Annotated in this window: 19 protein-coding genes; 2 read left to right on the top strand and 17 right to left on the bottom strand. The window is 70.0% G+C overall.

Annotated elements, in window-relative coordinates; translation table 11 throughout:
- Positions 1–97: 97 nt before the first annotated feature.
- Both AN218_RS27875 and AN218_RS27870 read left to right on the top strand, forming a co-directional pair.
- A complete protein-coding gene (locus tag AN218_RS27875; RefSeq protein WP_070019889.1) occupies positions 98–790 on the top strand; it encodes a response regulator in 693 nt (230 codons plus the stop codon).
- A 125-nt stretch (positions 791–915) separates the two neighbouring features.
- A complete protein-coding gene (locus AN218_RS27870; protein ID WP_070019887.1) occupies positions 916–1,839 on the top strand; it encodes an AEC family transporter in 924 nt (307 codons plus the stop codon).
- A 116-nt stretch (positions 1,840–1,955) separates the two neighbouring features.
- Here the strand turns inward: AN218_RS27870 and AN218_RS27865 are convergent, their stop codons facing one another.
- The 17 genes from AN218_RS27865 to AN218_RS27785 all read right to left on the bottom strand — a co-directional run bounded on the left by AN218_RS27865 (position 1,956) and on the right by AN218_RS27785 (position 17,467).
- Positions 1,956–2,531, bottom strand: a complete 576-nt coding sequence (locus tag AN218_RS27865; RefSeq protein ID WP_070019886.1) for a DUF2550 family protein — start codon at positions 2,529–2,531, stop codon at positions 1,956–1,958.
- Between the two features lie 175 nt (positions 2,532–2,706).
- Positions 2,707–3,087, bottom strand: coding sequence for a F0F1 ATP synthase subunit epsilon (locus AN218_RS27860; protein WP_070019885.1), 381 nt, complete (start codon positions 3,085–3,087; stop codon positions 2,707–2,709).
- 104 nt (positions 3,088–3,191) lie between these two features.
- Positions 3,192–4,634, bottom strand: a complete 1,443-nt coding sequence (gene atpD, locus AN218_RS27855) for a F0F1 ATP synthase subunit beta (protein ID WP_070019884.1) — start codon at positions 4,632–4,634, stop codon at positions 3,192–3,194.
- Positions 4,635–4,636: 2 nt separating this feature from the next.
- Positions 4,637–5,581 carry a F0F1 ATP synthase subunit gamma gene (locus tag AN218_RS27850; RefSeq protein ID WP_070019883.1) on the bottom strand — a complete coding sequence of 315 codons (945 nt, stop codon included), beginning with the start codon at positions 5,579–5,581 and terminating at the stop codon, positions 4,637–4,639.
- A gap of 3 nt (positions 5,582–5,584) precedes the next feature.
- Positions 5,585–7,156, bottom strand: coding sequence for a F0F1 ATP synthase subunit alpha (atpA, locus tag AN218_RS27845; RefSeq protein WP_070019882.1), 1,572 nt, complete (start codon positions 7,154–7,156; stop codon positions 5,585–5,587).
- Positions 7,157–7,279: 123 nt separating this feature from the next.
- Complete coding sequence (locus tag AN218_RS27840) at positions 7,280–8,095, bottom strand: F0F1 ATP synthase subunit delta (protein ID WP_070019881.1); 816 nt, start codon at positions 8,093–8,095, stop codon at positions 7,280–7,282.
- Entirely contained in the window at positions 8,092–8,631 is a 540-nt protein-coding gene (locus AN218_RS27835; protein ID WP_070019880.1) for a F0F1 ATP synthase subunit B, read from the bottom strand. Before AN218_RS27835 ends, AN218_RS27840 begins: the two co-directional genes overlap by 4 nt.
- 41 nt (positions 8,632–8,672) lie before the next feature.
- Complete coding sequence (atpE, locus tag AN218_RS27830; protein WP_028435191.1) at positions 8,673–8,915, bottom strand: ATP synthase F0 subunit C; 243 nt, start codon at positions 8,913–8,915, stop codon at positions 8,673–8,675.
- Between the two features lie 77 nt (positions 8,916–8,992).
- Positions 8,993–9,799 carry a F0F1 ATP synthase subunit A gene (atpB, locus tag AN218_RS27825; RefSeq protein WP_070019879.1) on the bottom strand — a complete coding sequence of 269 codons (807 nt, stop codon included), beginning with the start codon at positions 9,797–9,799 and terminating at the stop codon, positions 8,993–8,995.
- Between the two features lie 285 nt (positions 9,800–10,084).
- Positions 10,085–10,540, bottom strand: coding sequence for a Cg1360 family ATP-synthase-associated protein (locus AN218_RS27820; RefSeq protein ID WP_070019878.1), 456 nt, complete (start codon positions 10,538–10,540; stop codon positions 10,085–10,087).
- A gap of 221 nt (positions 10,541–10,761) precedes the next feature.
- On the bottom strand, positions 10,762–12,180 hold the full coding sequence (locus tag AN218_RS27815; protein WP_070019877.1) for an MraY family glycosyltransferase: 1,419 nt from the start codon (positions 12,178–12,180) through the stop codon (positions 10,762–10,764).
- A 67-nt stretch (positions 12,181–12,247) separates the two neighbouring features.
- Complete coding sequence (locus tag AN218_RS27810) at positions 12,248–12,853, bottom strand: arsenate reductase/protein-tyrosine-phosphatase family protein (protein ID WP_070019888.1); 606 nt, start codon at positions 12,851–12,853, stop codon at positions 12,248–12,250.
- Positions 12,854–13,208: 355 nt separating this feature from the next.
- The gene (locus AN218_RS27805) at positions 13,209–13,856 is read right to left on the bottom strand and encodes an L-threonylcarbamoyladenylate synthase (RefSeq protein WP_070019876.1); all 648 of its coding nucleotides are present in this window, start codon (positions 13,854–13,856) and stop codon (positions 13,209–13,211) included.
- Positions 13,856–14,737 (bottom strand): peptide chain release factor N(5)-glutamine methyltransferase, encoded by an 882-nt coding sequence (gene prmC / locus AN218_RS27800; RefSeq protein ID WP_070019875.1) that lies wholly within the window; start codon positions 14,735–14,737, stop codon positions 13,856–13,858. Before prmC ends, AN218_RS27805 begins: the two co-directional genes overlap by 1 nt.
- A gap of 30 nt (positions 14,738–14,767) precedes the next feature.
- Positions 14,768–15,841, bottom strand: a complete 1,074-nt coding sequence (gene prfA / locus AN218_RS27795; protein ID WP_070019874.1) for a peptide chain release factor 1 — start codon at positions 15,839–15,841, stop codon at positions 14,768–14,770.
- A 106-nt stretch (positions 15,842–15,947) separates the two neighbouring features.
- A complete protein-coding gene (gene rpmE / locus AN218_RS27790) occupies positions 15,948–16,172 on the bottom strand; it encodes a 50S ribosomal protein L31 (RefSeq protein WP_070010905.1) in 225 nt (74 codons plus the stop codon).
- 164 nt (positions 16,173–16,336) lie between these two features.
- Complete coding sequence (locus tag AN218_RS27785) at positions 16,337–17,467, bottom strand: LCP family protein (RefSeq protein ID WP_070019873.1); 1,131 nt, start codon at positions 17,465–17,467, stop codon at positions 16,337–16,339.
- Positions 17,468–17,879: the final 412 nt, after the last annotated feature.

Here is a 17,879-nt window from a genome sequence, read left to right as displayed (position 1 = left end):
CCCGGAAGCACAGGGAGCGCCGGGCGCGGAGGACGCGCAGAGAGCGCAGGGCGCGGAGGGCGCCGCACGGGAGGAGCCGGCCCCGGCCGGCGTCCGCGTGCTGGTCGCCGAGGACCAGCAGGCCGTACGGGCCGGGCTCGTCCTCATCCTGCGCGGCGCCGCCGGCATCGAGGTCGCCGGCGAGGCCGGCGACGGGGAGGAGGCGGTGCGTCTCACCCGCGAACTGCGGCCCGACGTCGTGCTGATGGACGTCCAGATGCCGCGCCTCGACGGCGTCTCGGCCACCGCCGTCATCACCGGCGAACAGCTCGCGGACGTCCTGGTGCTGACCACCTTCGACCTCGACGAGTACGTCTTCGGGGCGTTGCGCGCCGGGGCCTCCGGGTTTCTGCTCAAGGACAGCGAGGCGTCCCAAGTCGTCGACGCCGTACGGACGGTGGCCCGCGGCGACGGCATGATCGCGCCCGCGGTGACCCGTCGTTTGATCGCCGAGTTCGCACGCCCCGGCGGCGCCGGCCGCCCGCACCTCCCCCGTACCGGAGCGCTCTCCACGCCGGGCCGAGGACCGGTCCCGGTACCGGTGCCGGGCCTGGACGAGCTGACCCGCCGCGAACACGACGTCCTGCGCTGCCTCGGCCAGGGCCTGTCCAACGCGGAGACGGCCCACCGGCTGGGCATGGCGGAGGCCACGGTCAAGACCCACGTCAGCCGCCTGCTGGGCAAGCTCGGTCTGCGCAGCCGTACCCAGGCCGCCGTGCTCGCACAGGAGTCCGGCCTCACGGGCCCCTGACCCGCTGCCCGCACGGGCTCGACGCCCCGAACAGGACCCGCCCGCAGGCGTTTTCGACCGGACACGGACAATCGATCCGTGAGTGAGGCGACGACATCGGCCCGCGAGCCGGAAACGGGACCGCCGTGGGCGGAGTGATAGCGGGCTTCGGTGTCATCGCGTGCGTCATCGCCACGGGGTACGTGCTCGGGCGGCGCGGCCTCCTCGGCAGCAGCGGACCCGAGATCCTCACGAAGCTCGCCTTCCATGTGGCCACGCCCGCCCTGCTGTTCGAGACCATGGCCCGGGCGGACCTCGGAGTGCTGGTCTCCGGTCAGCTTCTGATCACGGCGCTGAGCACCTTCGGCATGGCGGCGCTCTACTGCGCGGTGGCGGCGCTGCGCCGCTGGCCCGCGGGCGAGAGCACCGTGGGCGCCCTGTGCGCGAGTTACGTCAACGCCGGGAACCTCGGCATCCCCATCTCCGCGTACGTGCTCGGCGACGCCTCGCTCGTCGCCCCGGTGATCCTCTTCCAACTGCTGGTGGTCTCACCGGTGGCCCTGACCGCGCTCGACGTCTTCTCCGCGCCCGCCGAACGCAGCGGTCTGCTGCGCATGCTGACGACGCCGCTGCGCAACCCCATCGTCATCGGTTCGCTGGCGGGGGTGGCCGTGGCGGCCACGGGATGGCGTCCGCCCGCGCCCGTACTCGAACCGTTCCAGCTCGTGGGCGCGATGTCGGTGCCCGCCGTGCTGCTGGCCTTCGGGATGTCCCTGCGCGGCAGCGCCGTGCTCTCCGCCGGGCGCGAGCGGGTTCCGGTGCTGCTGGCGGTGGTCTGCAAGGTGCTGGGGCAGCCGCTGGTGGCGTGGGCGCTGGGCGCCTGGCTCTTCGATCTGCCGCGGGCGGCGCTCTTCGCGGTGGTGGTGACCTCGGCGCTGCCGTCGGCGCAGAACCTCTTCGCGTACGCCTCGCGTTACGGGACGGGCACGCGCATCGCCCGCGAGGCGATCCTCATCTCGACGCTGGCGTCGGTGCCGGTGCTGGTCCTCGTGGCAGCGCTGCTGGGCTGAGCGGTACGGGCCGGACGGAACGGTCGGCGGGTCAGCGGCTCGGCACGACGTATGTACAGGGACGTAGGTACGGGACGTACGAACGGGACGCCCCGGTGGGCCCAACGACCGGGCGCTCAGGCCACGTTGACGCGCTGCCCCGGCGGTGCCGCCTCCAGCCAGGCGAGAAAGCCGGTGAGCGCGTCATCGCTCATGGCCAGCTCGACACGGGTGCCCTCCAGGGAACAGGCGAGGATCACGGCGTCCGAGAGCAGGGCCAGCTCCTCCTCGCCCTCCGGGTCGCGCCGCTCCAGGACCTCGATCCGGCTCCGCATGAGAAAGCGGCGGGGACGCGGTGCGTACGAGAAGACCCGGAACCACTCGATCTGGTCACCGTTGTAGCGCGCGATCCCGTAGGCCCAGCCCTTGCCGCTGCCCGGCCCGCGCCGTACGCCCTGTGCCCCGGCGGCCCTGGACGGTTCCTCCCCCGCGGTGCCCCCGGCGGCGCCCGCCGCGGTGCTCGCTCCGCCGGCGCCGCCCGCGCCCTCGTCGTCGTACTTCTCCGACGGCGCCGGAGCGTCCCAGCGCAGATTGCAGTCGAAGGTGCCGCCCGAGCGCTGGAGCAGCCGGCGGCGCAATCCGAACGCGAACAGCCCCGCCAGCGCCAGCAGCAGGACCACGCCGCACAGGGACAGAACGAGGACCATCAGCACCGACCTCCTCGCACTCTCTCGTACCACGCGTGGCGCGGTGCTCGCGGAGCCCCGGGATCGAGCGGCCCCCTCTGTATGGGCTCAGCCGCGGGTTGCTCCGGGGTGACCCGGAACAGCCCGCGGCTGAGCTTCGTCCTCGTCGTGCCGGGCTCCGCGCCCGGCGTCGGCCGCCTCCTCAGCGGACCGCCACCGCTCGCATACGGACCTCGGCGCGCCGTTCGGCGGCTTCGTCGCCTTCCGACTTCGCCCGGTCCAGCGCCCGCTCGGCGCGACTCACGTCGATCTCTTCCGAGAGCTCCGCGATCTCCGCCACCAGCGACAGCTTGTCGTCCGCGAAGGAGATGAAGCCGCCGTGCACGGCGACGGAGACGGTGCCCTCGCCGCTCTCGCCGGCCGTGCGGATGACGACCGCCCCCGGCTCCAGCACACCGAGCAGCGGCTGGTGACCGGGCATGACGCCGATGTCGCCGGAGGTGGTGCGCGCGACGACCAGGCTGGCATCGCCGGACCAGACCTTACGGTCGGCGGCGACCAACTCGACGTGCAGCTCAGCCACTGTGGCTCCTTCGTTGATGGGGAAAAGGATAAGGGGTGCGGCGGCGGGGACGGACCGGAGGGCTGCCCCTCACGGTCCGGCCCCGCGACCGCGGAACCCGTGCGTCAGGAGACGCCGAGCTCCTTGGCCTTGGCCTTCAGGTCGTCCAGGCCGCCGCACATGAAGAACGCCTGCTCCGGGTAGTGGTCGAAGTCACCGTCGGCGATGGCGTTGAACGCGGCGATCGACTCGTCGAGCGGCACGTCCGATCCGTCCAGACCCGTGAACTGCTTGGCCGCGTGGGTGTTCTGCGACAGGAAGCGCTCGATACGGCGGGCCCGGCTGACGGTGAGCTTGTCCTCTTCGGAGAGCTCGTCGATGCCGAGAATCGAGATGATGTCCTGCAGGTCCTTGTACTTCTGCAGGATCCCGATCACGCGCTGGGCGCAGTCGTAGTGCTCCTGCGAGATGTACCGCGGGTCCAGGATGCGGGACGTGGAGTCCAGCGGGTCCACCGCCGGGTAGATGCCCTTCTCCGAGATCGGCCGCGAGAGCACCGTCGTCGCGTCGAGGTGCGCGAAGGTGGTCGCCGGGGCCGGGTCGGTGAGGTCGTCCGCGGGCACGTAGATCGCCTGCATCGAGGTGATGGAGTGGCCACGGGTCGAGGTGATGCGCTCCTGGAGCACACCCATCTCGTCCGCCAGGTTCGGCTGGTAGCCCACCGCGGAGGGCATGCGGCCCAGCAGCGTGGAGACCTCGGAACCGGCCTGGGTGAAGCGGAAGATGTTGTCGATGAAGAACAGCACGTCCTGCTTCTGCACATCGCGGAAGTACTCCGCCATGGTCAGACCGGCCAGGGCGACCCGGAGACGGGTGCCCGGCGGCTCGTCCATCTGACCGAAGACCAGCGCGGTCTGCGGGAGAACGCCGGACTCGGCCATCTCGTCGATGAGGTCGTTGCCCTCACGCGTACGCTCGCCCACACCCGCGAAGACGGAAACACCCTCGTGCAGCTTCGCCACACGCATGATCATTTCCTGGATGAGGACGGTCTTGCCGACGCCGGCGCCGCCGAACAGGCCGATCTTTCCGCCCTTGACGTACGGGGTCAGCAGGTCGACGACCTTCAGGCCCGTCTCGAACATCTCGGTCTTGGACTCGAGTTGGTCGAAGGCCGGGGCCTTGCGGTGGATGGACCACCGCTCGGTGACCTCGGACTCGGCCTCGGGCTCGTTGAGGATCTTGCCCAGGGTGTTGAACACCCGGCCCTTGGTGACGTCGCCGACGGGGACGGTGATGCCCTCGCCGGTGTCGGTCACCTCGGCCTGGCGGACCAGACCGTCGGTGGGCTCCATGGAGATCGCCTTGACGAGGCCCTCGCCGAGGTGCTGCGCGACCTCGAGCGTGAGGGTCTTCTTCTTGCCGGCTTCGGCCGGGTCGGCGACCTCGACCGTCAGCGCGTTGTAGATGTCGGGCATCTGGTCGACGGGGAACTCCACGTCGACCACCGGGCCGATGACGCGTGCGACGCGGCCCGCCGCCGTGGCCTTCTCAAGAGTTTCGGTCATGGTTAGCGGTCACTCCCCGCAGAAGCGTCAGCCAGCGCGCTCGCGCCACCGACGATCTCGCTGATTTCCTGGGTGATGTCGGCCTGGCGGGCCGCGTTGGCAAGCCGCGTCAGCGACTTGATGAGGTCTTCGGCGTTGTCCGTCGCCGACTTCATCGCACGTCGCGTGGCGGCGTGCTTGGACGCGGCGGCCTGGAGCAGCGCGTTGTACACGCGGCTCTCGACGTACCGCGGCAGCAGCGCGTCGAGCACCTGCTCGGCCGACGGCTCGAAGTCGAAGAGCGGACGGACCTCCGGACCTCGCTTGATGTTCTCCTCGATGACTCCCGCGGCCTCTTCCGCCGTCGACTTCAGGCTGAGCGGCAGCATCCGGTCGCCGACCGGCGTCTGCGTCATCATCGAGACGAACTCGGTGTAGACGATGTGCAGTTCGTCCACGCCGTTCTCCGCGCCCGTGTCCGCCGTGATCGCCTCGATCAGCGGCGCGGCCACGGCCTTGGCGTCCGCGTAGGTCGGGTTGTCCGTGAAGCCGCTCCAGGACTCCTTGATCGCACGCTCACGGAAGCGGTAGTACGTGACACCGCGGGTGCCGACGATGTAGTTGACGACTTCCTTGCCCTCGCCGATCAGCCGGTTGGTGAGCCGGTCGGCCGCCTTGATGGCGTTGGAGTTGTAGCCGCCCGCCAGTCCGCGGTCGCTCACGATGAGCAGCACCGCGGCCCGCGTCGGACGCTCGACCTCCGTGGTGAGGGCGTGCCTCACGTTCGAGCCGGTGGCGACCGCGCGCACGGCGTTGGTCAGCTCCTTGGCGTACGGCTCGGAGGCCGCCACCCGGCGCTGCGCCTTGATGATCCGCGACGCGGCGATCATCTCCATCGCCCTCGTGATCTTCTTGGTCGCCGTGACGGACTTGATCCGCCGCTTGTAGACCCTGGTCTGAGCGCCCATGGCTCAGTCCTCGCCCAGCAGCTTGCCGTCCGCGGTCTGGAACTGCTTCTTGAAGGCGTCGACCGCCTCGCCGAGTTCCTGCACCGTGTCGTCGGACATCTTGCCGCCCTCGACGATGCTGGTCAGCAGGCCCTTCTGCTCACGGTGCATGTACTCGAGCAGCTCGCGCTCGAAGCGGCGGATGTCCTCGACGGGGACGTCGTCCATCTTGCCGTTCGTGCCGGACCACACGGAGACGACCTGGTCCTCGGTCGAGAACGGGTCGTACTGCGGCTGCTTGAGCAGCTCCGTCATCCTCTTACCGCGCTCCAGGGCTCCCTTGGAGGCGTCGTCCAGGTCGGAGCCGAAGGCGGCGAACGCCTCGAGCTCGCGGAACTGGGCGAGGTCCACACGGAGCGAACCGGTGATCTGCCGGATCGCCTTGTGCTGCGCGGAACCGCCGACGCGGGAGACGGAGATACCGACGTTCAGCGCCGGGCGCTGGCCCGCGTTGAACAGGTCGGACTCCAGGAAGCACTGGCCGTCGGTGATGGAGATGACGTTGGTCGGAATGAACGCCGACACGTCGTTGGCCTTGGTCTCGACGATCGGCAGACCGGTCATGGAGCCGGCGCCCATGTCGTCGGAGAGCTTGGCGCAGCGCTCCAGCAGACGGGAGTGCAGATAGAAGACGTCGCCCGGGTAGGCCTCACGGCCCGGCGGGCGGCGCAGCAGCAGGGACACGGCGCGGTAGGCGTCGGCCTGCTTGGTCAGGTCGTCGAAGACGACGAGGACGTGCTTGCCCTCGTACATCCAGTGCTGGCCGATGGCGCTGCCGGTGTACGGGGCGATGTACTTGAAGCCGGCCGGGTCGGACGCCGGGGCCGCCACGATCGTCGTGTACTCCAGCGCACCGGCCTCCTCCAGGGCGCCGCGTACGGACGCGATGGTGGAGCCCTTCTGGCCGACGGCGACGTAGATGCAGCGGACCTGCTTCTCCGGGTCGCCGGAACGCCAGTTGTCGCGCTGGTTGATGATCGTGTCGACGCACAGCGCGGTCTTGCCGGTCTGCCGGTCGCCGATGACGAGCTGACGCTGGCCGCGGCCGATCGGCGTCATGGTGTCGACGGCCTTGTAGCCCGTCTCCATCGGCTCGTGCACCGACTTGCGCTGCATGACGGACGGGGCCTGGAGCTCGAGGGCGCGGCGGCCCACGGACTCGATGTCGCCGAGGCCGTCGATCGGGGCGCCCAGCGGGTCCACGACGCGGCCGAGGTAGCCGTCGCCGACCGGAACCGACAGGACCTCGCCGGTGCGGCGCACCTGCTGACCCTCCTCGATGCCGCTGAACTCACCGAGGACGACCGCACCCACCTCGCGCTCCTCGAGGTTGAGGGCGAGGCCGAGGGTGCCGTCCTCGAACTTCAGCAGCTCGTTCGCCATGGCCGAGGGAAGACCCTCGACCTTCGCGATGCCGTCACCGGCAACGCTGACCGTGCCGACCTCTTCGCGCGAGGCCGCGTCCGGCTCGTACGACTGGACGAAATTCTCCAGCGCGTCCCGGATCTCATCCGGCCGGATCGTGAGCTCCGCCATCTGGGTTCCCTGCTCTCCTTGTTGGGACCGTATCGATCTTCTACGGCCCAACTCGGGCCGCTAAGTGATGCTGTTGAGTTGGTGTGGCGCGGACGCCGCCGCGCCCGTGCGCCGGGGCCGGCCTCAGCCGGCCAGGCGCCGTTCGGCCTCGCCGAGGCGGTCTGCGATGGAGCCGTTGATGACCTCGTCGCCGACGCGCACCCTGATCCCGCCGAGGATCTCCGGGTCCACGTCGAGATTCAGATGCATCTGGCGTCCGTACAGCTTCGCCAGCGCCGAACCGAGACGCTGCCGCTGCCTGTCGCTCAGCGGCACCGCGGAGGTGACGACCGCCACCGAGCGGCCGCGGCGCTCCGCCGCCAGCCGGGAGAGGGCGTCGAGCCCGCCTTCCAGGCTACGTCCCCGCGGATGGGCCACGAGACGCGTGACGAGACGCTCCGTGGCCTGCCGGGACCTGCCGCCGAGCAGCGTGTGCACCAGCTCCGTCTTCGCCGCGGGCGAGGCGGTGTCGCTGGCCAGTGCCGCCCGCAGGTCGGGCGCGGAGGCCACCGTGCGGGAGAACCGGAAGAGCTCGTCCTCGGTCTCGTCCAGCGTGCCGTCGCGCTCGGCGGCGACGAGGTCGGCGATGTCGGCCAGCTCCTCCGTCGCGTCCACCAGGTCGCGCGGGGCGGACCAGCGCGAGCGCACCATGCCGGAGACGAGGTCGACGGTGGAGCCGCCCACCTGCCCGCCGAGCACGTTCGCGACGAGTTCCGCCTTGCGTTCGCCGCTGCGCGACGGGTCGGCCAGTACGCGGCGCAGCGAGACCTCGCGGTCCAGCAGCACCGTCACCGCGGCCAGTTCGTCCGCGAGCGCCTTCGGGTCCGCCGACGTGCTGTCGGTCAGCGCCGTCAGGGCCTCGCGGGCGGCGGCGACCGCGTCGCGGCTCGCTCCCATCATCGGGCGGCCTCTGCCTTCTCCTCGAGCTCCTCGAGGAACCGGTCGATGACGCGGCTCTGCCGTGCGGAGTCCTCCAGGGACTCACCGACGACGCGGCCTGCCAGGTCGGTGGCCATGCGGCCGACTTCCTGGCGCAGCGCGACCGTCACCTGGCGGCGGTCCGCCTCGGTCTGCGTGTGGCCCGCGGCGATGATCGCGTCCCGCTGACGCTGACCCTCTTCGCGCATCTCGGCGATGATCGCAGCACCCTGCTCACGCGCCTGCTCGGTGATGCGAGCGGCCTCGTGACGGGCTTCGGCGAGCTGCGCCTTGTACTGCTCGAGGGTCTGGTTGGCCTCGGTCTGCGCCTCCTGCGCGCGCTCCAGGCCGCCCTCGATCGCGTCCTGCCGCTCGTCCAGGGTCTTCTGGATGGTGGGCAGCAGCTTCTTGCCGAGGACACCGAAGACGATGAAGAAGGCGATCAGGCCGACGACCAGCTCGACGGTGTCGGGGATCAGAGGGTTCTGCGCCCCCTCCTCAGCCAAGAAAGTCATCATGTCCGAACCTTTCGTCGGGTATGGCTACCGGCCGTCCCGGCTCAAGAGAAGATGAAGGGGACGACCAGGCCGAGGAGCGCCAGGACCTCACAGAGCGCGAAGCCGAGGAACATGTTGGTGCGGATGATGCCCATGGCCTCGGGCTGACGGGCCATGGCCTCGATGGAGTGGCCGAAGACCACGCCGATACCCACACCGGGGCCGATGGCGGCCAGACCGTAGGCGACGGCGCCCAGGTTGCCCTTGATGTCGACGGCGGCGAGGTTAACAAGCTCAGCAGTCATCTTCTTCTTCCTGTGTGATGCGGTCCGCTGGGGGCTTCCCAGCGAAGTTCCGTTGGTACGAGGGGAGTTGGATCGGGTCAGTGGGCCTCTTCGAGCGCTCCGCTGATGTAGATCGCGGCGAGCAGCGTGAAGATGTACGCCTGGAGGAACTGGATCAGGACCTCGAAGGCCGTCATGCCGATCGCCAGGAGGAGGGAACCACCCGCGACGACGGACAGGAACGACGGGGTGACCAGATACCAGGCCGCGGCGCTGAACATCACGATCAGCATGTGGCCGGCGAACATGTTGGCCCACAACCGCACCGCGAGCGTGAACGGCCGGGTGATCACGTTCTGGATGAACTCCAGCAGGATGATCAGCGGTACGAGGGGCTTGGGCAGGCCCTCGATCCACACCAGGTTCTTGACGCCGCCCTTGAGTCCGTGGGTCTTGAACGTCAGGAACATGTAGGTCACGAAGACCAGCAGCGCGAGTGCGACCGGGAAGGCGAAGCGTGAGGTCGCCGGGAACTGCGCGAGCGGGATGATGGACATGATGTTCATCAGCCACACGAAGAAGAAGATCGACATCAGGAAGGGGATGTACTGCTTCCCCTTCTTGCCGATCACCTCGGTGGCGATGCTCTTCGCGATGAAGTTGTAACCGATCTCCCCGACCAACTGCAGCTTCCCCGGGACGAGCTTCGGCTTGTTGAACGCGGCCCAGAAGAAGCCGACGACGATCACCATGCAGATGACGGCGAGCAGCATCGGCTTGGTGAACTCGATGCCGCCGACGCTGAAGATCGGCTTGTACTGGAACGAGTGGAGGCCCGGCGCGGGAAAGGCGCAGCCAGCGTTGATGTGGCAGTCGGTGTTAGCCAGCAGCGTTAGGGCGCTCACCCGTGACTCCTTCGTCGTGACGCATAAGTGACGGCAACCTTGTGTGTCAGCGCGGCTGGTGAGACCGCTTGTCGGCACGGGGGACAGAGTGTGGCGGTGCCACTGCGGTCGACTCGGAGCGTGCACCGAGGACCGGGCACCCGGGATCCACGCTGCGGCCACAGCTTGGGATCCGAGTACACCGCAGGCCGCCGGGGCACTGCGCTCCTGCGGCGAGCGGGCCCCACACGGCCGGATGCGTTTCCGGACGATAGCAGATGCGGATCAAGGCCCTTCCGACGCCCCTCACGTCTCATCCCGGGGCCCCGATCTCCCGGTGTGCGCAGGCTCGTTGGCCGACGCGGACGGTACGGGATCGACGTAGAGCATCTTGCTCGTGAGGCTCTGCCGCACCTGTCCGCCCACCCACGCCAGCGCGGTGACGAGCAGAGTGAGGGCGAAGGCACGGGCGTTGAACAGCGTCGTATCGCTGAAGACGATGATGAAGATCCCGATGAGGAGCATCTGCACCGTGTAGACCAACATCCCGGCCATCATGGTCACTTGGGGCTTGTCCTGGGTGATGCGCATGAGCGCGGCGAACCCCAGCCCGAAGAAGACGGCGACGACGGCCAGCGCGACGAGCGCGCCGATGAGGCCCTTCCCGCCGGCCGTCACCGCGCTGACGACGGTGGCGACGACTCCCACCGGGGCGGCGATGAGCGCCGCTCCCCGCAGGATCCGGGCATCGTTGGACTGCATGAGGGCAGCTCCGGCGTGGTCGGGGGCGGGTGATGCTCGCCTCGACGGACGCAACTCGGCGGAGCCGCGCACCAGTCGAAGGCTGATCGCCGGAAGACGCCCTCTCTCCGCGAGGGGAATCCAGGGGGCGAAACCACAGATCGAAGCGGCGTCCTCCGCTCCGGTCTCCGGCTCTCCGGCTTTCGTGAACGCTATCACAAACTATTTGATGAGGTCTTTACCTACTTGGTGTGCTCGCTGTCACACGAAGGGCCCGAACTCCGCCCGCCCCGTTGATCGTTGCGGCCGATCGCGGTGGCGCCGTTGAGCCCCGCGAAGGCGGGCTGAGGTGCGTTTTCCGCTTTTTCCGCACCGGCCGTCCCGGCCGAATTCCCGTTGGGTGCGGCGAATTGGGCATTCTTCTCGAAATTGACCAAATACGGCGCATCCGACGGAATACCGGATTCCGTACCGGACTCGTCCGGCGCCCCGGGCGCACGCCGGTAGCGCGGCGGTACGAACGCGTACGCCCACCGCGGCACTTGGGGCGTGAAGCGCGGCAACAGCAGCACCACCAGACCCACCGCGCTCAGCAGCACGATCGCGAGCACGATGGCGAGGCTGGAGGACTGCACCGAGAACGCGACCGCCCCGAAGGCGATCAGCGCCGACCAGAAGTACATGATCAGCACCGCGCGGCTGTGCGAGTGCCCGATCTCCAGCAGCCGGTGGTGCAAGTGCCCCTTGTCCGCCGCGAACGGCGACTCCCCTCGCCACGTCCTGCGCACGATCGCGAGCACCAGGTCCGCGACGGGGATCGCGATGATCGTGAGCGGCAGCAGCAGCGGCATGTACAGGGGCACCATCGTGTGCACCGCGGAGCGCACCGAACCGGTGTGCTGGACCATGAGGTCCGGGTCGACCTGACCGGTGATCGAGACCGCGCCCGCGGCCAGCACGAGACCGATCAGCATCGATCCCGAGTCGCCCATGAAGATGCGCGCGGGATGCATGTTGTGCGGCAGGAAGCCCAGGCACATACCCATCAGCAGCACCGCGAACAGCGTTGCGGGAGCGGCCGCTTCGACGCCGTACCCGTACCAGATGCGGTACGCGTACATGAAGAACGCCGCGGCGGCGATGGTCACCATGCCGGAGGCCAGACCGTCCAGACCGTCCACGAAGTTCACGGCGTTGATGGTGATCACGACGAGCGCGACCGTCAGCAGCGTGCCCTGCAGTTGCGTCAGCGCGACGTTGCCCACACCCGGCACGGGCAGCCACAGGATCGTCAGCCCCTGGAGCACCATGACGCCCGCGGCGATCATCTGGCCGCCCAGCTTCACGAGGGCGTCCACGCCCCACTTGTCGTCCAGCACGCCCAGCAGCCAGATCAGCCCGGCGCCGGACAGCAGCGCGCGCGGCTCGTCGGAGAGGACGAACAGCTCGCCGATGTTGGTGAGTTGGGAGGCGACCAGCAGCCCCGCGCACAGCCCGCCGAACATCGCGATGCCGCCGAGGCGGGGCGTCGGCTCGCGGTGGACGTCGCGCGCCCGGATCTGCGGCATCGCCTTCGCCGCGATGGCGAACTTCCGCACCGGCCCGGTCAGTAGATAGGTGACCGCGGCCGCGACACAGAGCGTCAGCAGATATTCACGCACGGGTTCCCCAGGGTTTTCGCTGTTCCTTGGCCCCACACCATAGGACACCTGCGCGGGGCCGGCGGTTTCACCTGTGGGGGCGGCTGCCCGCCTCCACACCGGTCAGTGCCGTGACGACCGGGTCCAGCGCCTTGCTGATCTCGTCCCCGACCGACCGGAAGTACGGGATGGGAGCGCCGTACGGATCATGGATCTCGTCCGCCTCGGGGCTGGGCGCCAGCAGCCAGCCGCGCAGCGCCGCCGCGGCCTGTACGAGCGCGTACGCCCGCTCCACGACGCCCTCCGCGGAGCGCGGGTCGGGCAGGGTCGCGGCGTCTATGGCGCGCACCAGCCGCGTGAACTCCTTGAGCGTGAACGTACGCAGCCCCGCCGAGTGCCCCATCGAGACCACCTGGGCACGGTGGTCACGGGTCGCGGTGAGCACCAAGTCGGCCCGGATGACGTGCTCGTCGAGCAGTTCACGGCCGCGGAAGCCCTCCGGGTCGGCGCCGTGCTCCAGCAGCACCTCCGCCGCGTGCTCCTCCATGGGAGCGCCCTCGTGGCCCCACGTACCGGCGCTCTCGACCACGATGCCGCCGCTGCGCCCGTCGCCCAGCCGCTCCTTCAGGGCATGCCGGGTCAGCCGCTCGGTCAGGGGCGAGCGGCAGACGTTGCCGGTGGAGACGTGGAGGATGCGGAAGCCGCCCGGGGAGCCCGGACCGTGACCGGAAGCGCCGTGTCCGGAGCCGTGCCCCGGACCGCCGTGACCGGACCCGGAGCCGCCCGGACCGCCGGTGCCGGCGAAGCCGCCGGTCCCGTTCCCGTACGCGAAGCCGTAGCCGAAGCCGTGCCCGGTACCGCTCATGCCGCCGGGGCCGCCCGGCCCGAGGGGACCGGCCACTCCGCCCGTACCGCCCGGATCCGCCGCACCACGCCCGTGCGGGGTGTTCACTGCGGGCATCTCCCGGCGTGCCCCGGCGGCGGGCACTTCCCCCCGCTCCGGAGGCCGTCCGTCGTCCGCGGCGGCGGCGCACCGCGCCGGACCCCGGTCACTGCGCCACCTCCAGGTCCGGGACGACCTTGCGCAGCTCCTCGGCGCTGACCGCGCCCGCACGCAGCAGCACCGGCGTACGGCCCGTGACGTCGACGATGGAAGACGGCACCGAATCGGGCGTCGGCCCCCCGTCGAGATACACGGCGACGGACTCCCCCAGCATCTCCTGGGCGGCGTCGCAGTCCTGCGGCGCCGGATGACCCGAGAGGTTCGCGGAGGAGACGGCCATCGGCCCGAACTCCTTGAGCAGTTCGATCGCGACGGGGTGCAGCGGCATCCGTACGGCCACGGTGCCGCGGGCGTCGCCCAGGTCCCACGTCAGCGAGGGCTGGTGCTTGGCCACGAGCGTCAGCGCGCCCGGCCAGAAGGCGTCGACCAGCTCCCAGGCGGCCTCGGAGAAGTCGGTGACGAGACCGTGCAGCGTGTTCGGAGAGCCGACGAGGACCGGTGACGGCATGTTCCTGCCGCGGCCCTTGGCCTCCAGCAGATCGCCGACGGCGTCCGGGCTGAAGGCGTCGGCACCGATGCCGTACACCGTGTCCGTGGGCAGCACGACGAGCTCACCGCGGCGTACCGCCGAGGCGGCCTCGCGCAGGCCGGTCTTGCGGTCGGTCGCGTCGGTGCAGTCATAACGCCGTGCCATCACGGCACCTCCCTGCGGGCTGTGGCGAATCGGGGCCGGTTGTTGAGGTCGGGGTGGTCCGCGGCGTCGGCCCAGCCGCGGTCCTCGGTGAAGATCCAGGGGACCTGGCCGCCCTGGGTGTCCGCGTGCTCGATGACGACGAGGCCGCCGGGGCGCAGCAGCCGGTGTGCCGTGCGCTCCAGACCGCGGATCGTGCTCAGCCCGTCCTCCCCGGAGAACAACGCCAGCTCGGGGTCGTGGTCGCGGGCTTCGGGCGCCACATACTCCCATTCGGTGAGCGGGATGTACGGCGGGTTGGAGACGATCAGGTCGACCTGGCCGTCGAGTTCGGGGAGCGCGGTGAGCGCGTCGGCGTGGTGCAGGGTGACGCGGCTGCCCTCGACGTTCTTCGCGGCCCAGCCGTAGGCCACCTCGTCCAGCTCGACGGCGTGCACGCGCGAGCGCGGCACCTCCTGGGCGAGGGCGAGCGCGATCGCGCCGGATCCCGTGCACAGATCGACGATGAGCGGCTCGGCGACGTCCATCGCCCGTACCGCCTCTATCGCCCAGCCGGCGACCGACTCGGTCTCCGGACGCGGTACGAACACCCCCGGCCCGACCTGAAGTTCGAGGTAGCGGAAGAACGCGCGCCCCGTGATGTGCTGCAGGGGCTCACGCGCCTCGCGCCGCGAGACGGCCTCCCAGTAGCGGGCGTCGAAGTCGGAGTCCGGCACCCTGTGCAGCTCGCCGCGCTTGACGTCGTGCACGTACGCGGCCAGCTCCTCGGCGTCGAACCTCGGCGAGGGCACTCCGGCGTCGGCGAGCCGCTGGGTCGCCTGTGCCACCTCTGCGATCAGCAGACCGCGTGGGTTCGGGGGCCGCCCCCCGGACGAATGCAGCATGTCCAATTCCGTCCGCCCGTCCGTACGCCCTTACTGTGCCGCGGCCAGCTTGGCCGCGGAGTCGGCGTCGACGCACGCCTGGATCACCGCGTCCAGTTCGCCGTCGAGAACCTGGTCCAGGTTGTACGCCTTGAAGCCCACCCGGTGGTCGGAGATCCGGTTCTCCGGGAAGTTGTAGGTGCGCACCCGCTCCGACCGGTCCACCGTACGCACTTGGCTGCGCCGCGCGTCCGACGCCTCCTGGTCTGCCTCCTCCTGTGCGGCGGCCAGCAGCCGGGCGCGCAGGATGCGCAGCGCCTGTTCCTTGTTCTGGAGCTGGCTCTTCTCGTTCTGGCAGGAGACGACGATGCCGGTGGGCTCGTGCGTGATCCGCACCGCGGAGTCCGTGGTGTTGACGGACTGGCCGCCGGGGCCGGAGGAGCGGTAGACGTCGATCCGCAGGTCGTTGGCGTTGATCTCCACGTCGACGTCCTCGGCCTCGGGCAGGACGAGCACGCCCGCCGCGGAGGTGTGGATGCGTCCCTGCGACTCGGTGGCGGGCACGCGCTGCACGCGGTGCACCCCGCCCTCGTACTTCAGCCGCGCCCACACGCCCTGACCGGGCTCCGTCGCGCCGCCCTTGGCCTTCACCGCGACCTGGACGTCCTTGTAGCCGCCGAGGTCGGACTCGGTGGACTGGATCAACTCCGTACGCCAGCCGACGCGTTCGGCATAGCGCAGATACATCCGCAGCAGATCGCCGGCGAAGAGCGCGGACTCGTCGCCGCCCTCGCCCGCCTTGATCTCGAGGATGACGTCCTTGTCGTCGCTGGGGTCGCGCGGCACCAGCAGCAGCCGGAGCTTCTCCGTCAGCTCCTCGCGCAGGATCTCCAGGTCCTTCACCTCGGCGGCGAAGTCCGGGTCGTCCACGGCGAGTTCGCGTGCGGTGGCGATGTCGTCGCCGGTCTGCTTCCAGGAACGGTACGTGGCGATCACCGGGGAGAGCTCCGCGTAGCGCTTGTTCAGCCTGCGGGCGCGCGTCTGGTCGGCGTGGATCGCGGGATCGGCGAGCTGTTTCTCCAACTCGGCATGCTCGCCGATCAGTTCCTCGACCGCCTCGAACATCGTTTGTCCCTTTACGTGAAGAAGGAAGTGCCAGGCAGCGCAAGAGCGCCGGTCCCCCACGCCCCCGCGGGGGGAGCGTGCCGAGGAGACCGGCGCTCGAGTGGTGCTACTTCTTGGCGGAACCGGCGCCCTTGCCGAAGCGGGCCTCGAACCGGGCCACACGGCCACCGGTGTCGAGGATCTTCTGCTTGCCGGTGTAGAAGGGGTGGCACGCGGAGCAGATGTCGGCCCGGATCTGGCCGCCGCTCACGGTGCTGCGAGTCGTGAAGGAGTTGCCGCAGGTGCAGCTCACCTGGGTCTCTACGTACTCGGGGTGGATGTCGCGCTTCAAGGTGTCTCCTATATTCCTGGAGGGCACCGGGTCGGAGGACGGGCTTGTCCCCCGTGAACCGGGGCCGACGGTCCAGTCTGCCATCACTGGCCGTACCTCCCAAAACCGGGGGAGGGCGCCGGATATTCCCCATGGTGACCGGCCGGCGGCCGGGCGCGGACCGCTCAGCCGACCACTCCGCCCGCGTCGCCCGCACCGCTCGCCGAGCCCTTCTCCGCGGACTTCGGTATGGCGGCGTCCCGCTTGATCGCGGACCACATCTTCGCGGCCTTGGACTCCACCGGCACGACCCGGTTGGGGTCCTGCGGGTCGTATGTCACCGGCAGCGTCGACATATGGATGTCATCGGACTTGATGCCCTTGAGCATGCTCGCCAGCCCGGCCAGATCGCGTACGGAGTCCAGGTCGGAGTCGGTGGTGACGGCAGACGTGGCGCTGTCGGCGAGGTCGTAGAGCTTCTTCGGGCTGCTGAAGACGCCGACGCTGTTGACCTGGTCCATCAGCGCCTTCAGGAACGCCTGCTGGAGCTGGATGCGGCCCAGGTCGCTGCCGTCGCCGACCGCGTGCCGCGTACGGACCAGGCCGAGGGACTGCTCGCCGTCGAGCTTGTGCGCGCCGGGCGAGAGCTTGAGATGGCTGTCCGGGTCGTCGATCGGCTTGCGGGTGGTGACCTCGACGCCGCCGAGGTCGTCGATCAGCTTCTTGAAGCCGGCGAAGTCGACCTCCGCGTAGTGGTCCATGCGGACGCCGGACATCGACTCCACCGTCTTCACGGCGCAGGCCGGACCGCCCACCTCGTACGCGGAGTTGAACATCGCGCGCTGCCGGGGCGCGGTGCCGCCGCCGTCGTCGCGGCTGCACGCGGGGCGCTCGACGATGGTGTCGCGCGGTATCGACACGACGTTCGCCTTGTCGTGCTCCTTGTTGACGTGGACGACCATCGCGGTGTCGGAACGGGCGCCCTCCTGCCCCTTGCCGTACTTGCCGTTGGTGCCGGAGCGGCTGTCGGAACCGAGGACGAGGATGTCCATGGAGCCGTCGGGGGTGTCACCGGGCCGGTCCTTGCCCAGTTGGGCGTCGATGTCGACGCCGGAGATGTTGCCGTTGAGCTTGAAGTAGGCGAAGCCCGCGCCGGTGCCGCCGAGGACGACGGCCGCAGCGGCGGTCCACGCCGCCGCCTTGAGGACGCGCCGCCGGCGCGAATGCGGCTTGCGGCGGCGCCCGGTGGCCCGCAGTGCGCGGCCCCGCGGACGGCCGGTGGTCTCGCCGTACCCGCCCGTGCTGTCGTCCGCCATCGTCGCTCCCCAGTTCTGCCGTGCCGCTGTGCCGTCGGCGCTCGTACGGGGCGGGCCGGGCCTCGGGCCGTCCCGGGCTCCACGGCCGCTGCGCGGGGTCTGCGCGCATATCCGGACGTACTCACGCCATCGGGGAAGCGTTGCACAGGCGGTGACGGTGCTGCCCCGCCGGTGGACGACGGCCGCGGAGCTCCGGGCGGACAGGAGCCCCTGCGCTGACCTGCGTGTACACGTCCCGGCACGCGGCCCGTGACGGCTCATGGGCCCGCTCGGGCTGTGTGCAAGCTCTCAGACTTCGTCACATAGAGCGAGGGCCGCCCCACCTGATGTGGTGGGACGGCCCTCGCTGTCGTACGTGCCAGCTCGGCTCGGTGGTCAGTCGGTGCCGTTGCCGGGGGTGGGGGTGGTCTTC

Source organism: Streptomyces nanshensis, assembly GCF_001751255.1.
Classification (GTDB): Bacteria; Actinomycetota; Actinomycetes; order Streptomycetales; family Streptomycetaceae; genus Streptomyces; species Streptomyces nanshensis_A.
The sequence above is the reverse complement of the archived record's forward strand: the minus strand, read 5'-3'. Positions and strand labels throughout refer to the sequence as shown.

Excerpts from the sequence above, each read along its gene's own strand:
- atpD (WP_070019884.1), bottom strand. The coding sequence starts at position 4,634 with ATGACCGAAACTCTTGAGAAGGCCACGGCGGCGGGCCGCGTCGCACGC.
- AN218_RS27850 (WP_070019883.1), bottom strand. The coding sequence starts at position 5,581 with ATGGGCGCTCAGACCAGGGTCTACAAGCGGCGGATCAAGTCCGTCACG.
- atpA (WP_070019882.1), bottom strand. The coding sequence starts at position 7,156 with ATGGCGGAGCTCACGATCCGGCCGGATGAGATCCGGGACGCGCTGGAG.
- AN218_RS27840 (WP_070019881.1), bottom strand. The coding sequence starts at position 8,095 with ATGATGGGAGCGAGCCGCGACGCGGTCGCCGCCGCCCGCGAGGCCCTG.
- AN218_RS27835 (WP_070019880.1), bottom strand. The coding sequence starts at position 8,631 with ATGATGACTTTCTTGGCTGAGGAGGGGGCGCAGAACCCTCTGATCCCC.
- atpE (WP_028435191.1), bottom strand. The coding sequence starts at position 8,915 with ATGACTGCTGAGCTTGTTAACCTCGCCGCCGTCGACATCAAGGGCAAC.
- AN218_RS27820 (WP_070019878.1), bottom strand. The coding sequence starts at position 10,540 with ATGCAGTCCAACGATGCCCGGATCCTGCGGGGAGCGGCGCTCATCGCC.
- AN218_RS27805 (WP_070019876.1), bottom strand. The coding sequence starts at position 13,856 with ATGGCACGGCGTTATGACTGCACCGACGCGACCGACCGCAAGACCGGC.
- prmC (WP_070019875.1), bottom strand. The coding sequence starts at position 14,737 with ATGCTGCATTCGTCCGGGGGGCGGCCCCCGAACCCACGCGGTCTGCTG.
- prfA (WP_070019874.1), bottom strand. The coding sequence starts at position 15,841 with ATGTTCGAGGCGGTCGAGGAACTGATCGGCGAGCATGCCGAGTTGGAG.
- AN218_RS27785 (WP_070019873.1), bottom strand. The coding sequence starts at position 17,467 with ATGGCGGACGACAGCACGGGCGGGTACGGCGAGACCACCGGCCGTCCG.